The organism is Spiroplasma citri (assembly GCF_001886855.1).
Taxonomy (GTDB): domain Bacteria; phylum Bacillota_I; class Bacilli_A; order Mycoplasmatales; family Mycoplasmataceae; genus Spiroplasma; species Spiroplasma citri.
On record NZ_CP013197.1, the window covers coordinates 1,393,005 to 1,408,764 of the forward strand.

The 15,760-nt window shown below is 26.4% G+C and carries 17 protein-coding genes and 1 pseudogene; 5 read left to right on the top strand and 13 right to left on the bottom strand.

Features of this window, described 5'->3' with window-relative positions; genetic code table 4:
- Positions 1-14: 14 nt before the first annotated feature.
- From SCITRI_RS08230 to SCITRI_RS08240, 3 genes are all read right to left on the bottom strand, one after another.
- Entirely contained in the window at positions 15-638 is a 624-nt protein-coding gene (locus SCITRI_RS08230; protein WP_071937904.1) for a nucleotide exchange factor GrpE, read from the bottom strand.
- Positions 631-1,677, bottom strand: coding sequence for a heat-inducible transcriptional repressor HrcA (gene hrcA, locus SCITRI_RS08235; RefSeq protein ID WP_071937905.1), 1,047 nt, complete (start codon positions 1,675-1,677; stop codon positions 631-633). Before hrcA ends, SCITRI_RS08230 begins: the two co-directional genes overlap by 8 nt.
- A gap of 102 nt (positions 1,678-1,779) precedes the next feature.
- Entirely contained in the window at positions 1,780-3,921 is a 2,142-nt protein-coding gene (locus SCITRI_RS08240; protein ID WP_071937906.1) for an ATP-dependent Clp protease ATP-binding subunit, read from the bottom strand.
- A 190-nt stretch (positions 3,922-4,111) separates the two neighbouring features.
- Between SCITRI_RS08240 and SCITRI_RS08245 the strand changes: the two genes are divergently transcribed.
- Complete coding sequence (locus SCITRI_RS08245; RefSeq protein WP_004027821.1) at positions 4,112-4,975, top strand: Cof-type HAD-IIB family hydrolase; 864 nt, start codon at positions 4,112-4,114, stop codon at positions 4,973-4,975.
- A gap of 266 nt (positions 4,976-5,241) precedes the next feature.
- Positions 5,242-6,429: a hypothetical protein gene (locus SCITRI_RS08250; protein ID WP_071937907.1), complete on the top strand. Its 1,188-nt coding sequence runs from the start codon at positions 5,242-5,244 to the stop codon at positions 6,427-6,429.
- Between the two features lie 96 nt (positions 6,430-6,525).
- Here the strand turns inward: SCITRI_RS08250 and SCITRI_RS12515 are convergent, their stop codons facing one another.
- From SCITRI_RS12515 to SCITRI_RS08260, 4 genes are all read right to left on the bottom strand, one after another.
- On the bottom strand, positions 6,526-6,630 hold the full coding sequence (locus tag SCITRI_RS12515; protein ID WP_374941070.1) for an IS3 family transposase: 105 nt from the start codon (positions 6,628-6,630) through the stop codon (positions 6,526-6,528).
- Between the two features lie 727 nt (positions 6,631-7,357).
- On the bottom strand, positions 7,358-8,173 hold the full coding sequence (locus tag SCITRI_RS08255) for a hypothetical protein (protein ID WP_237237921.1): 816 nt from the start codon (positions 8,171-8,173) through the stop codon (positions 7,358-7,360).
- A gap of 9 nt (positions 8,174-8,182) precedes the next feature.
- Complete coding sequence (locus SCITRI_RS12230; protein WP_257785679.1) at positions 8,183-8,311, bottom strand: hypothetical protein; 129 nt, start codon at positions 8,309-8,311, stop codon at positions 8,183-8,185.
- Between the two features lie 416 nt (positions 8,312-8,727).
- Positions 8,728-8,967 carry a hypothetical protein gene (locus SCITRI_RS08260; RefSeq protein WP_237237922.1) on the bottom strand — a complete coding sequence of 80 codons (240 nt, stop codon included), beginning with the start codon at positions 8,965-8,967 and terminating at the stop codon, positions 8,728-8,730.
- A 256-nt stretch (positions 8,968-9,223) separates the two neighbouring features.
- On the opposite strand from SCITRI_RS08260, the gene SCITRI_RS10365 reads away from it, so the two are divergent.
- Positions 9,224-9,370 (top strand): Vmc-like lipoprotein signal peptide domain-containing protein, encoded by a 147-nt coding sequence (locus SCITRI_RS10365; RefSeq protein WP_157092886.1) that lies wholly within the window; start codon positions 9,224-9,226, stop codon positions 9,368-9,370.
- A gap of 207 nt (positions 9,371-9,577) precedes the next feature.
- On the opposite strand, the gene SCITRI_RS08265 is transcribed toward SCITRI_RS10365, so the two are convergent.
- From SCITRI_RS08265 to SCITRI_RS08275, 4 genes and pseudogenes are all read right to left on the bottom strand, one after another.
- Positions 9,578-10,369 (bottom strand): aldo/keto reductase family protein, encoded by a 792-nt coding sequence (locus SCITRI_RS08265; protein WP_071937908.1) that lies wholly within the window; start codon positions 10,367-10,369, stop codon positions 9,578-9,580.
- A 77-nt stretch (positions 10,370-10,446) separates the two neighbouring features.
- A complete protein-coding gene (locus SCITRI_RS11775) occupies positions 10,447-10,743 on the bottom strand; it encodes a fructose-bisphosphatase class II (protein WP_237237923.1) in 297 nt (98 codons plus the stop codon).
- Positions 10,718-11,334: pseudogene (locus tag SCITRI_RS11785) on the bottom strand (fructose-bisphosphatase class II). Before SCITRI_RS11785 ends, SCITRI_RS11775 begins: the two are co-directional and overlap by 26 nt.
- Positions 11,335-11,468: 134 nt before the next feature.
- Positions 11,469-12,629: a hypothetical protein gene (locus SCITRI_RS08275; protein WP_071937909.1), complete on the bottom strand. Its 1,161-nt coding sequence runs from the start codon at positions 12,627-12,629 to the stop codon at positions 11,469-11,471.
- Positions 12,630-13,245: 616 nt separating this feature from the next.
- Here SCITRI_RS08275 and SCITRI_RS08280 point away from each other — a divergent pair.
- Positions 13,246-14,121, top strand: coding sequence for a hypothetical protein (locus tag SCITRI_RS08280; RefSeq protein ID WP_071937910.1), 876 nt, complete (start codon positions 13,246-13,248; stop codon positions 14,119-14,121).
- A gap of 517 nt (positions 14,122-14,638) precedes the next feature.
- Complete coding sequence (locus SCITRI_RS11790; RefSeq protein WP_237237926.1) at positions 14,639-14,815, top strand: hypothetical protein; 177 nt, start codon at positions 14,639-14,641, stop codon at positions 14,813-14,815.
- A gap of 98 nt (positions 14,816-14,913) precedes the next feature.
- Here the strand turns inward: SCITRI_RS11790 and SCITRI_RS11795 are convergent, their stop codons facing one another.
- Positions 14,914-15,222, bottom strand: a complete 309-nt coding sequence (locus SCITRI_RS11795; RefSeq protein ID WP_237237927.1) for a hypothetical protein — start codon at positions 15,220-15,222, stop codon at positions 14,914-14,916.
- An 88-nt stretch (positions 15,223-15,310) separates the two neighbouring features.
- Positions 15,311-15,655: a hypothetical protein gene (locus tag SCITRI_RS11800; RefSeq protein ID WP_237237928.1), complete on the bottom strand. Its 345-nt coding sequence runs from the start codon at positions 15,653-15,655 to the stop codon at positions 15,311-15,313.
- Between the last annotated feature and the right edge of the window lie 105 nt (positions 15,656-15,760).

Sequence of the window (15,760 nt, forward strand, 5' to 3'; positions counted from 1 at the left end):
CTCTCTTAAATTAGTTATTTTGCCACTTGAACTGATGCATGACGTAAAACACGATCATGAATCATATATCCTTTTTGTAAAATTTTAACAATACATCCTGATGAAACATCAGTTTTTTCAATACTTTCAATTGCCAAATGGAAATTAGAATTGAAGTGTTCTCCTACTTTTGTTTCCATTGCGGTAATACCTTCTTCTTCAAAAACCGTTTTAAACATACGATAAATCATTTCAAAACCTGTTAAAAAGTTTTTCACTTCTGGTATTACATTAGTAACTTGCAAAGCACGTTCAAAGTTATCTAATGTTGGCAATAATTTTTCTGCCATTCCTGCTGCCCGATAACGTTTAATATCAGCAACTTCTTCATGAATTCTTTTCTTTAAATTTTCACCATCAGCTAAAGCTAATAATTTTTCTTCTCGCAATCGTAAATTGTCTTTTAACAATAAATCAATTTCATGTTCTAAATCTTCAATAATCGCCAAATTATTTGCTTCAGCTGTCGGCGCTGTTGCTGTTTTTGATGATTCTGACAGTGAATCAACAGGTTGATTATTTGCTAATTCTTTCCGTAATTGTTGAATTTTTTCTTTTAATTGGTTTGGCGAAGATTTATCATTTTTTTCATTACTCATTAATCTCACCCTCTCTATCTTCTTTTTGATATGCTTCTCTAATCCGATAGGCTAATCATTCTAGAACTTCATAAAGCTTATCATATTCTAACCGCTTTGGTCCTACCAAAGCAATTCCTCCTTCTTGCATATCATCAACCTTATAAGTTGTTGTCAATAAAGCCATATCATCATTGTTAAAACCTGTTTCATTCCCAATTTGAATTGAAACAAGATTTTCGTTTGGGTTATTCTGTTGTTTTTTAAAATAATCAAACGGTGAAATTGTTTCAATTAAGCGAATAACTTGTTTAATTCGTTCTGGGTTATTATACTCCGGATTTTGGAGCATATATTGAATCCCATGTGTTGAATAACTTGGTTTAACAATACTTGTTAAGGCGTTAACAAATTGTTTTAAAATATATTCATAATGTTTTACTTGTTGTTCTAAAATTGGACGAATTACCTCAAATTTTGTTGGAATATCAGTTATTTTAGTATTTTCTAACCGTGTGTTAAATAATTCAACAGAAATTTTTAAATCATTCATTGAACTATTTTTATCAATTGTAAACATTTTATTCTCAACATGCCCATTTGTTAAAACAAAGACAACAACTGCTTGTGTTTCAGAAATTGGCAATAACTCAATTTTTTTTAATAATTTTTCTTGAAAGTTTGTACCAACAACAACTGTTGTTAAATTTGTCATTTCACTTAAAATTTGGCCTGTTTGATCAAGAATATCATTAATTGACATATTACGATTAACAAATAAGGCTTCAATCCGGTTTTTAATATCATCAATATTTTTCTCAACCATCAAATTATCAACATAATAACGATAGCCTTTTGTTGATGGAATTCTTCCTGATGAAGCATGTTCTTTTTCTAAAAAACCTTCTTTTTCTAAAATTGCACATTCATTACGAATTGTTGCAGAAGAAGAATCTATTAAGGGCGAAGCCATAATAGCTTTACTTCCAACAGGTTGTGCTGTTTTTGTGTATTCTTCTACGATTACTTTTAAAATGTTTTCTTGTCGTTGGGTTAACACTGCCAGCACCTCCATTCTACAATTTTTATAAATATTTGGCAATTAACACTAAATAGTGCTAACACTTAATATTATAAATTTATCATTTAAAGAATGCAAGTGCTAATTTAATTTTGTGCTATTCTTAATAACCATTTCGTTTTTAACAACATCAATTGTATAAGATTTACCCTCTTGAACTTCTTCTGAAATAATGGCATGAGCAATTAAAGATTCAAGATTTTGTTGAATATATCGTTTAATTGGCCGTGCTCCAAATTCACGATCATATCCTTCGTTTAAAATTTTTTCTAATACTTTTTCAGAATAACTAATACGAATGTTTTTACTATTTTCAATTCGTTGTGTTAATTCAGATAATTCTTTTTCAATAATTTCTTTAATAACATCTTTTGACAAAGCATTAAAGGTTACAACATTATCAATGCGATTTAAAAACTCTGGTTTAAATTTTCTAGCTAATTCTTTTTGAATTAATAAACCAACTCCTTCATTATTTTCATTTAATAAATATTCTGATCCAATATTAGAAGTCATAATAATAATTGTATTTTTAAAATCAACGGTTTTACCTAATGAATCAGTTAAACGACCATCTTCTAAAATTTGTAATAAAATATTCAAAATATCAGGATGTGCTTTTTCAATTTCGTCAAATAAAACAATTGAATATGGGCTTCGGCGAACAGCCTCTGTTAATTGTCCCCCCTGTTCATGACCAACATAGCCTGGCGGCGCCCCAATTAATTTACTTACTGAATGTTTTTCCATATATTCAGACATATCTAATCGTACCATTTGTTTTTCTGAATTGAAAAGAACATATGCTAAACTACGGGCAACTTCTGTTTTTCCAACTCCAGTTGGCCCTAAAAATAAGAAACTACCAATTGGTTTATTTGGATCTTTAATTCCACTTCGACTACGAATAATTGCATCGGCAACTACTTGAATTGCCTCATTTTGCCCTCGAACACGGCGACGTAAAATCTTACTTAAATTCAATAATTTTGCTTTTTCTGTTTCTACTAAACGTTCAACTGGAATACCAGTTCATTTTCCAACAATTGCTGCAATCTCATGTTCAGTTACATCTTCTTTCAAAAGGTGTGAACCTGAAGCTTGTTTTTCTTGTTCATTTAATTGTTTTTCTAGTTTTGGTAATAAAGCATATTGAATTTCACCAGCACGATTAAAATCACCACTTAATTGAGCTTGATCTAATTCTTTTTTTAACTGTTCAACTTGTGACTTTAGGTTTTTTAATTTAGTAATACTTTCTTTTTCCGAATTTCATTGAATATCTAATTTTTGTTGTTTTGTTTTTAATGGTTTTAATTCATTTTCAATATCAACTAACCGTTCATTAGATGCCTTATCAGTTTCTTTTTGTAAAGCTGCTTTTTCAATTTCTAACTGAACAATCCGACGATTCAAATTATCTAATTCTGTTGGAACTGACGCAATTTCTGTTTTAATTGTTGCTGAAGCTTCGTCAATTAAGTCAATTGCTTTATCTGGTAAAAATCGATCAGTAATATATCGTGATGATAAATTAACTGATGCAACTAAAGCATTATCATGAATTTTAACACCATGAAAGGTTTCAAATCGTTCTTTTAAACCGCGTAAAATTGAAATACTTTCATCAATGGTTGATTCACTAACAACTACTTTTTGGAAGCGACGCTCTAAGGCAGCATCTTTTTCAATATATAAACGATGTTCATCTAAAGTTGTTGCACCGATACAATGCAACTCACCACGTGCTAACATTGGTTTTAACAAGTTACTAGCATCCATACTGCCTTGTGTCTTCCCAGCTCCCACAATTAAATGTAATTCATCAATAAATAAAATAATATCACCATTTGATTCTTTAGCCTTATTTAAGACAGCTTTTAAACGTTCTTCAAATTCACCTTGAAATTTAGCACCAGCAATTAAGGCTCCCATATCTAATTCATAAATTGTTTTATTTTTCAAATTACTAGGAATATCACCTTTAACAATTCGCTGTGCTAGCCCTTCAACAATCGCTGTTTTCCCAACCCCGGGTTCACCAATTAAGACAGGATTATTTTTTGTTCTTCGTGACAAAATTCGAATTACTCGATTAATTTCATCTTCACGTCCAATAATTGGATCTAATTTTCCAGCAAGAGCTTCTTTATTAAGATTTTTGGCAAATTTTTCAAGAACTTTTGGATCTTTACCTGGTTCATATTGTTGTGTTAAATCCATACTTTTGCCTCCTTTAATTTTTAGCACTCTCTGTTATTGTTTGCTAATTTTACAATTATATATTATCATACTAATTAGCAAAGTCAATTAAATACTGCTAAATTTTTAAAAATAATATAAATATAAAAATATTAGATATAATAAGAGATACAGGGATTAGAAACATAATTATTTTTTAGAAAGGAGTCCCATGAAATTACAACACCTAAATAAAAAACGTTTAATTCTAATTGATTTAGATGGTACAACATTAATGAATGATGGAAAAACAATCCATCCAAAAACACAAGATGTTATCAAAGAAACTGTTAAAGCTGGGCATAAAGTATGTATTACAACTGGTCGTCCTCATCGAGCAAGTATTCGCTTTTATCGTGAATTAGGGCTAGACACCTTGTTAACAAACTTTGATGGTGGCCATATTCATGACCCATTGAAACGAGAGTTTAAGCGTTTAGTTTTTTCAATTTCTTATGATGTTATTATGAGTATTATCAACCATCCTGATGTTAAAAATATTGTTGCAAATGTCTTAATTGAACATTATGATAAAGCAATTTGTTGAAAAAAAGATGAAGCAATTGAAAATTACTTTCATCTTGATGATGTTGCTGATGATGAATATTTTATTGCCAATCCTTACACTGCTTGAAAAGGTCCAGCTAGTAATATGGCCTTATATTTAAACAATGCTAATGAAAAAGACCAAATTTTACGAATTTTTGAAAACTTTAAAAACTCTGTCCAAGTTAACATCGGTCATTATAGCAGCGGTCAAACTCAAACAATGATTAATATCACAAATAAACTTGTTTCAAAAGGATTTGCAGCTAATATCTTAGCACAATATTATAATGTTGATATTCGTGATGTTATCGCCTTTGGTGATGAAATGAACGATTTAGAGCTATTACAAAATGTTGGTTATGGAATCGCAATGAAAAATGGCAATGATAATTTAAAAACTAACGCTCGGGGAATTACGCACTTGACTAATGATGAAGGCGGCGTTGGTGATTATTTACAAAAATTATTAAATGGAGAAAATGTTTAAAAACATTTCTTTTTTTTTATTTTTAAAACAATTAAAAAATATTTTCGTTTTTTTAATGCTAAAATACAATTACTAAATCAAAAGCTGTTATATTAATTAAATTAAAATTGGAAGTATTGAATACTATAAAAATAATAAATATTTCCATAATAAAATTTTATAATAACACCTATATCATTTTTGTTTCTATGGAAATAATTGATTATCTTTACTTTTTTAAAAATAATTTTAATTAATATAACAAAAGAAGGGAGCAGAAAAATTATATGAAAAAATTATTAAGTGTCTTAACAATGTCAACAGCTATTTTTAATGGAATAGGTGCAATTACTGCCGTTAGGTTTAATAATGAAGTTTCGACAAACTTTATTAATAATGAAAATAAATATGCTAAATTAATAAAAATTAATAAAGAAACAGTCCAATTTATTGGTTTTTATGATAAAGGTAATAGTTTTATGGGTACTAAAAATGAACTTTATCATTTAAAATATAAGAAAACAAAAAAACAAAAAATTAATGGAATTAATGAATTAACTAAAACAATTACTTTTTATAAAAATATTACTTACATTGGAACTAAAAAAGGTGCTTATATCTTAAACAATGGTGAAACAACCGCCACTAAAATAAGTGGTCTTGATCTTGTAAGCGTTCATTTATTAGAAATTGCTGAAAATCATAATGTATATTTTGCCACAAATTATGGTCTCTATGTTTTAAAACATGGTGAAACAACCGCCACTAAAATAAATAACGTTAATGAAAATGTTTGAACAATAAAAATCATTAACAATTATGTTTATTTTGGAACTGATTTTGGTGCTTATGTATTAAAAGATGGCGCAACAAATCCAAAGCACATAAATGAAGTACGAGGAAAAATCTCATTAATAGCAACTGCAAATAATGAACTTTATCTTGCCGGCGAAAATGATATGATTTATCATTTAAAAAATAAAGAAATAAATACTATAGAATTAAATACAATTACAAAAAAGGGTATCAGAAAAATTTATTTTGATAAAATGAATGATAATATTTATATTCAACAATATTTTAATGATATTTATTTATTAATAGATAAAAACAAAATAATGAAAGATGAAATTTTTGAAAAATGATATAAATTTTTAGCACCCGATATTTTAAAAGTTAAATTAAGTTTTTATCAAGTTGAAGAAATAGTAAATAAATTTGAAAAGAAACAGAAACCAGACTTTATGGCATGATTAAATACAACTATTAAAAATATCCCCGAAGCAGATCATTCTGGTGCAGGAGGCTCAATTACAAACGATAATATTAAAATTATTCCTAATTTAATATATGAACACTATTCTGATTTTCATACAAAATATCAACAAATGAGAGAAAATGATGAATTAGTTTTATCAACAACAACTAACGGTTATTGAGGCGAAAGTGACCTATATATTATTATAAACCTTTAGTCATGAACTAAATTATTTTGTAACCTTTGTAAATAAAAATCAACTTTTGCTAAACATCTAAAATAACATCAACATAAAAAAATAGTTAGGATTGAGTTATTCTATATTCAATAATTCAATAGGACTCAATCCTTTTAATTTCCTTTGTAGTTTAATTTCATTATAAAATTTAATATATTTAGAATTATTTGATATACATATTCTTTGTTTCTAAAAAGACATTTTAATGTTTCAAAAATTTAACTTTAAAAATTCCAAATCAAAACTTTGTATAATCATTATCGGGTGAAAAAATTCTTTGTGACATTGAAATTGTTATTCCTATTTTTCCACAAGTTTATTCAATGAAATCCTTAGTCAATTTGTAGAATTTATGTTTTACGTTTTCTAGAACCTTTAAATACTTTGTACAATAATACAATTGTATAAATATTAAATAACTCATAAATTTTTTATACTTATTCTTTATGTTTAGGGATAAGATCCCATTTATTTATGAATTAAAACATATAATTAAAAAGTAAAGAAAGTTAGAATAAGGTCACGAAACACAAGACAAAAATGTAAATAGGAGGAAGCGTTTTGTTACCAATAAACTATTAGAGTTAAGAAAAAAAGAATTATATAAATATGCAAAACAATTTAAAAAATTGTTAAAGTTCTTGTCAAACATTATATTCTCTTAAAAGTAATTTTACTAGTTTTCCACTTTTGTATAAATTAATAAAATTTAGCTTAAATTCTTTGTTGCTTTGTTTTTCTATATAAAAAGAACATCTTTTTAATAAAGTTTTAACATAATTTTTTATTTTTTATGTTGACGTTATTTTAGATGTTCAACAAAAGTTGATTTTTAATTTAAACAATAATAATTTTTAAAATAAGTAATATAAAATTCATTTAAAATCTCTCAATTAAGTCCTTTTTGTTAATCTGATGTTAACATTCACTGAGCAAATCCTTCAGCAAATAATTCATCATTATCACTAGTTCGTCCATAACCAGATTGAATAAATGCTCAAGCTGCTAATTGTTGCTGAAACGGAGCATTATTGCTAATTCCAACTTGGTGCCCCAAATATTGAACTAATAAATCACCCGGATTAGTAATAAATGCACGAATGTTTAATCTATCAATACTAGATTCACAGATACATTGTCCAGTATCAGCATTAATATTATGATTAAAATAAATTCGATCAGTGGGTCAAACTAATGCATAATTTGCGATGGCATGTCCTATTTCATGAATAATTGTTGAAATATTATCTGATGTTGAATGAAAACCAATTTCATATTGTTTTTTATTTACATGTTTTTGTAATGTTCGACCACTAATAATCATACATTGGGCTAAATAATGACCATTCTTTTTCAGTTTTGTTACTGCTAAAGGCTTATTATCATTACTTTCATTACTTTTAATAATATCATTATTAAATTTAATACTATATCATAATTTTTGAAAAATTGAAAAACTATAAATATTAACCAATAAATTAGCAAAAGTAATTAAACTATTAATAAATAATTTTTGTTTATCAGCAGCAACAGCAGCAGCCATCTCTGCAAATTGATAAGAATAAAACTTATTATTTGTTACTCCATGCACAATATCAGCAATTGTTTGAAAATAGTTAAATTTTCTCTTTTTATTAAAATTATTAATTGCCATTTGGCTTGCTCGATAAGTCATATTATTTTCACAAGGATGAATAAATGCAAAATCTTCATCAGTTAACAATATCTTTTTTTAAAATTTATGATTAAAAGATTGGAATGTTCCTTCTATTAATTGGTTATTATTTGAATTAGATAAATTTATTTTTTCTTTACTATGATTACGATATAATAAGCAATCACTATGTTTTAGCATAGTCAATGTGATTATCGCCTTTTAAAACACATCAGAATAAACCTACAATAGAACATATGATTATTAAAATAGTTACTAAAATAATAATTATTGTAATATTTTGATTTTTTTCATAACCTTTCTCATTAAATAAAATTAATTTTGATAGGTATAAAAATATTTTTTCATAATTTAAAGTTAATAAAATATTACATCGCACTAGAGCATTATAACAAAATATTATTTAAATTAAAAATTAAATTCATTTAATTCTAAAGAGAAAAACATCCGCGGGGTACGGATGTTAAAATATTAATACTAACAAGATGATTATGGCTATTAGGATCTCTCTAATAACCAACTTGATAATAGCATTCCTTATTAGAAAATATTTTTTAGTTGAATAAAATTTTATTAATTATTATCATCTTCAGTTAAATCTTTTATTTTCTTTTTATCAATTTTAATTCAATTAGACGCTTGTTTTCCTGATTTAATTGTAGTCAAATTTTATAATTTGGATCTTTCGGGTTATTAGCCGCTTGTCGTAATTTTAGCTTTTGCTCAAGGGTTAAATGTCTAAAATCAAAAGTTTTTTCTTTACTTAAAGATTGGGGAGAATCAATTGATGCCTTAGCTTTTTTAGCTGTAGCTAGAATCTCAGCCATTGTTTTTTCTGCCATTTTTTACCTCCATTTTGGAACTATTTATCTATGTTTATATTATTATAACATTTTTTAAGTCTTGATTACCATTGTGAATTTTAGCATATATTTTTAAAAATATATCAAATTATTTTTATAATTATAAATTTAATTTACAAATAATTTGAAAAAACAAAAGTTACTTTTGATTTTATTATTTTTTTATAAGATATTACTAATAGTTTAATTTTTAATTAAACTATTATTTTTAGAAAGGAGGGTCCATTTTAAATCTATGAAAAGATTATTTAGTATTTTAGGTGCAATTGGAATATTTAGCACATCAGCAGGAAGTTTAACGGCTTGTAAAAAACCAGAGCAAACTCAAAATACTGTAAAAGATCAAAAAGAAGATAAAACAAATACAAATGACAAAAATTAAATCCTTCACTAAGGAAAAATGTTACAATCCTTTAAAATAACAAACTTTTTAATAAAAAACAAAAAAACACTAATAATTACAAATAATAATTTATTTAAAAATTCTTTCAATTTTTTACACGAAGAAAGAATATAATAAATTTACAACAAAAAACAATAATATAAATTATTGTTTTTTGTTAGTTTATAAAAACAATACTATTTTGTATTAAAACCTATCAAATGTTTCAGGATAAATATTATCATACATATTAAGACTCTGCAAGATTTGAATTGTTTTTTTAGTTAATCTAATCTTTTCACTCTGCTTGTTTTCTTGAATATGACGCAATAGTTCTGCTTTAACAATTGGTTGAATACTAAAGTATTGGATTCAAGCTAAAATTAATTGAGCAACAGTACAATTATATTTTTTAGCTTCTGTAGCCAAAGTTTGATTTTCCAATGTATTAGCAATCGGAGAATATGATTGCACCAAAATGTTTTTATTTTGACAATATTGCACACGATCTCATCGTTGATTAAAAGGATTAAATTCAATTTGGTTTAAATTTGGATAGGCACCCGTTTCTTCAAACAATATTTCAATCATATCCTTATCAAAATTACTTACACCAACAACATTAATTAACCCTTTTGCCTTGCATTGCAATAATTCAACATAGGCTTTAATGGTTTTATAAAAATTTAAATTTGGACGATGAATTAAAACAATATCTAAATAAGTAACATTTAATCGTTTTAAAGATTCTAGAACAGCATTAGTAGTATTCCCTGCTTCAACATCATCACATCAAATTTTTGTTTCAATAATAATATCTTCTCGTCTTTGATTATTAGAATTTAAATATTTTTTAATTGCTCGCCCAACAATTTCTTCGTTTTGATAAACCTTAGCAGTATCAATAATTTTATAACCATTTTGTAAAGCATTAATAATCGCTTCTTCTTTTTTTAAAAATAAAGTTCCAAATGCAATTTTCTCTAAGCGAAATGGCATTGCTCTAACCTCCTCTAAATTATTTACTATATTGTTTTAATAACTCTTCAACATTTTATTGGATATTTTGATATAACTTAATGATAAATATTATTATAGCCAATAAAAGAATGGACCACATATTCTTTGTCAACGATTTGTAATGGTTTTAAAACTGTTCCACCTGTTAAACTAGCGGCAAAAAACATTGCTTGTTTATCAGCAACTAAATCTTGTTCAGAAAAAATTGTGTTATAACTAATTTTTTTCTGTTCTAAACCTTGCTGTTCAATTTTCATTCGTAATGCTGTTTCTTTTTCATTTGGCCAAATTTGCTCATAACGAATTAAACGCGCAAACATTTTATAATTAGTTGCAATTGCAATTAGTTGCAATTGCTAATGCACTCATTAGAACTCCTTCTGGGGCACCCCCAATTCCATACAAAAAATCAGCCTTTTTTAAAACAACATCAATTGCTCCTAATACATCTCCTTCATTAATTAATTCAACTTTAATGCCTAATTGCCGCATTGTTTTTTTATTTTCTGATGACGGGGTTTATTTAAAATAATACATGACAAATTTTTTTTAATCTTTAATAAAGCTAATAAAATTGCTTCAATTGGTTGATTAAAATCAACTGTTACAGCTAAGTTTTGTGATAAAAACAATTTTTCCATATACATTTCTGGAATTTGTAACATTGTATTATTTTTAGCAATAGATGAAATTGAACCCGGTTCATTTTTACTAGCCGGTATTGTCCCTTCAATTGGGTCAACTGCAATATCAATTGTAATTGCTTGTTGATGTGAAAAAGTTTGCCCTTGATATAACATTGGTGCTGCATCAAGTTCACCTTCACCAATTGCAATTTTTGCCTTAACATCATTACTTGTTAATATTTTATTAATAATATCAAATGCTTTTTGGTCTAACATATTTTTATCATTTTTACTAACCAATTCATATGAAGCAATCACAGCTAACTGGACCGCACGTAAAATAAAAGACTATTTGTTTCCATTGTTCATTCCTTTGCTTGCTAATAATATTTAATCATATAATTTCCAAAATAAAAATGTAAAATAACTTACATTTTTATTTTTTATTAACCTTATTTTGTACTTTGTTTCGGAATCTTGACAAATAATTCATGAAAGGCCCGCTTTCATCCAACTTTACTAGCATGAACTAAAAACTCATTGCTAGAAATAATAAAAGTACAAAAGACAATTGGAATAACATAAACCCAATAATATCATGTTGGTTCTGAAACCTTATTTGGAACATGTGCGGCAATAAAAATATATTGGAAAATTGGTGTTCAAAAAAACATTAATAATTGGGTTGAAGTTGTATAGGTTGGCCCAGACATTACTAAACATGCATAATATAACATTCGAGAACTACCCATAATAATTCCTCCAGCAAGTATAATTAATGCATAATCATAATATTGAAAATTAGCAAAAATTTTATAACCATCTCAAAAACTTTGATGGAAAAAAACTGCAGCAACTGGTGTTCCTAATAATAACATTAATATCGCTGAAGAACTTGTTTTAATTGAAACTGTTTCATGATTTGTAAATTTAATTTTTGAAGAACTCATTAAATGTGACATTCCTAATGCTTCCATTGCGTAAAAACCAGCTGTCACTAGCGCTAAACACATTCCTCCAATAGATGACCAAGCTAATCCTTCTTCAATTGCAAAATGAATTGACATTCCTAAAATTAAACATGTAGAAATTGCTAAAGCAGTCCATGTGTATTTACTTTGACGAGCACGAAAGAAAATAGTACTTCCAACTGCCGCAAAAATAACATTTAAATTTAACAATAATCCTGGAACAGTTCCATCTGTCCCACCTTGGTGATTAATTGTTAATAAAACTGATAATTGAAAAAATACCATTGCAACTGGGCCACCTAAATAACCATATAAAACAATTAATCAAGTTTCTTTGTGACGAAGTAATTTTAAAAAATTAATAAAATTTTTTGGTTTATAAAAAATAAACATCAGAAAAGTTGCCATTATTTCTTGAACTGTCACATAAAAAGTGGCATTAATTGGCGCCGCTAAATTACCATATGGTACTTTTTCTGGAATAATATATAGCATTAATGGAACAATAGAGTACCCAACTGCAGAAATTAATCCATACATAATTCCCAAAATAATGCGGCGTTTTGTACGAATAGTATCTAATTCATTTTTTACATTTTTTTCCTTTTGTAGTAGTTGATCTGTGTTAACCTGATCTGCCATATTTATATTTCCCTAATCTATTCTTTTTTGCTATAATTTATTTTTTTTAAAAACTATTAACTATATCTTACACTAAACATAAAAAAAGTTAAACTTTTTTAACCTTTTTTATATAACTTTTTAAATTGTAAATGCAGGTGCAACAAATCTATTAATTTATAAGACCACAAAATAAAATTTATTTAGGATTGAGTCTTGTTGAATACAGAATAACTCAATTCTTTTAATATGCGTTATGGTTTAATTTCTCTACACAGATTCTTTATTTTTAAAAATACGCTTTCTCCTTACTATTTTTTTACTTGCATCAAGATTTATTTTTGCATTTTTTAAGATATCGTTCATTGTTAATGGTTCATGTCTAAAGTTGCATCTGAAATTAGTGCTATTTTATCATTGCTGTCAGTTAAATGGAACAAACTGATTCTTATTATTTGAATTTAACTCATTCCATTTCTTTTATTGGTTGAAATTCAGAATAATTCATTTATTGTATTATAAAATTAGTCTTAGTTCCAATTATTCCTTCTCATTCAACCGTGATTTGTTCAAAGGTACTAGGGGACTTTTTTTAAGTATAATTATTAGTATCACACAAAAGGAGAGTGACAATTAGATGAAATGGTTATTAACACTTTTTAGTGTTTTTGTTTTAGGTTTTGGTAGTAGTTTAGGTGTTGTTAGTTGTACAGTACGAGCAAAACATGAGCCTGATGACAACGATGAGTTAGATCACAATCAAGATCTTGAAATTTTAAATCAAATAAAAAAAGAAGCAAAGCAAACTTTATCAACATGATGGCAAACAAAAACAATGATTGACATTATTAAGGATTATCCAGAGCAAATATCATCATTTAAAGAACTAGTCACACAAGTAAAAACAAAAAATGATGGCTCATTAACTTTAACGAGCATAGCAATTAGTAAATATTGTTTTTTAAATCAGTTGCTTATTGGTTTTAAAGCAGAGTTTAATAATTTGAATAAACATTTACAAAATCGATATTCAAATTATTATGTTGATACAATGCCATTATTCTTAGGAGAAAATGACATTTCATTTAATTTATATAATATCAATTTTGATAAGATAGCAAAACTATTAGCAGATACTGCCCAAGCAGTATTAGGAATTACAGTCCAAGTTAATATTGCTTATGAAGTGCGCTTTAAAGGATTACCAACGGAGGATAACATTCAAGTTTCAATAACTACAACAAATGATTCCGAAGTTCTAAATAATATTCAAGATAAAGTTGAAAACTATTTTGTTAATTTTCTTGATACTATTTTTAAAGCTAAAAACTATCGAATTATATCGAAGCAATTTAATATTAAGACGGATATTGTTTGACCAATAATTAGCAAAGAATTAAACGACAGGAATATTTCGTTTCAACATATAATATTCAATTTCCTTTACTACGGGCAACAAATTTATCTGATATTTATTCCTTTAAATATTTGGACCTTAACTCGTCTGTTTTAGCGTGGGCCGGTGAGGGTTATGACCCACAGCAATTAACATGACAAAATTTTCTTTCATTTTATAAAAAAATTTTATTAATTTTGAAAATCTTCAAGTTGAAGATGGTGATTATATTTTAAAAAAACTAACATGGTTTATTCCACAAAATTTTATGATTGAAAATTTATTATTTAATAATAATTTATCTAAGATAAATTTAAAAGAAAAAAGTTATTTCACAATATTAAAAACGCAATTTGACTAACAATTAGAAGAATTTGCGAAAGTAACAATGGATTTTTGACATTATTATCAATTAGAAACATATAATAATGGTAATCTTGTTTTTAAGCTAAACCAAGACCTATTTAATCACCTATTGTCATATTTTAAAAATAACATTATTGATTTCATGTATATATTTGAGTTTCTTTTTAATAATTATTAAAGGTCATTACAAAAATCAACATTTTGAGACGTTTATAAAAGTTATTCTTCCATATTTTACAATGCTAATTGGATTAAAAATCAAAAATCTTTGATATTAGAAATAAAAAATATTAAAAAGATAAGTACGAATATTTGGAACTTTGGTTATCATGGTTTAGGATATGCTTTTTGAATTATTAGACCCCAATCTAATAAAGAGAATAGTGGTTATGACAATAATGGCAGATGATTTTTATCACGAAAAATAGAATTTAAACTTATTTAAGTTTTTAGGAAAAATTTAATTAAATATGTAAATTGTAAATAACACTAATCTAAGCAAATTATTATAATCAATTTTTTATCATTATTTTAAATTATTTTTTAAAGCAAATTTAAATCTTTTAATGTTCTAGTACCTAATATATCACTAATTATAACTAATATTATAAATTTTAAAATAAAATTATCTCTTACTGGTAATAATGGAGTTATGTCATCTTCAATTTCAATATCTTCATGTTGACGAAAATATTCTTGACTACAACTCATTGGTTCATATTCTTGACTTACTCTTGAAATTAGCTCTTTTATAGTTTTAAATGGTTTTTTCATATTTTTATACATTTTTTTCCAAACACTTTTATTTGCTATTTCTTTACTACTAAAATATTGATTAATTGTATCTCGCAATGAAGTTGAAACACTTTGTCTATTATGAAAGTAGTTATTAATTTCATTTTTTAATAATGCCCATTCACCCTCGGGACTCTCAAGATATTTATCAATCTCACTTATTATTAAAGGAAGGATAGACTCTTCAAATTCATTTGATTTTTTTTTCTTGTTGTGCTCCTTTCTCATCTAAATAATTATCAATTTTATTTAAAACTGAAGAAGTTCCACTTGTTGAAGGTTTTGATTCTGTAGCTAATGCCTTATTTACTGCTATTGTTAACAATTTTGGTAATTCTTCATTTAAATTGGATTGTGTCATACCACTCGTTGAAGGAGTAGTCATATCAGGATTTTCTGTTGTTTGTCTTTTTTTCCGAAATTCATCATGTATTTTTGCTATTATTTTAACTTGACTATTTTGTATCTTTCTTCCATTAATTTTTTTCATTCAACAATATCATTATTACTATCCACGATTTCATTGTAAGATTCAAAATAATCACGTCGTCAATAACAATCTTCATATCCAATATACGAAGTTACTCGAATTGAT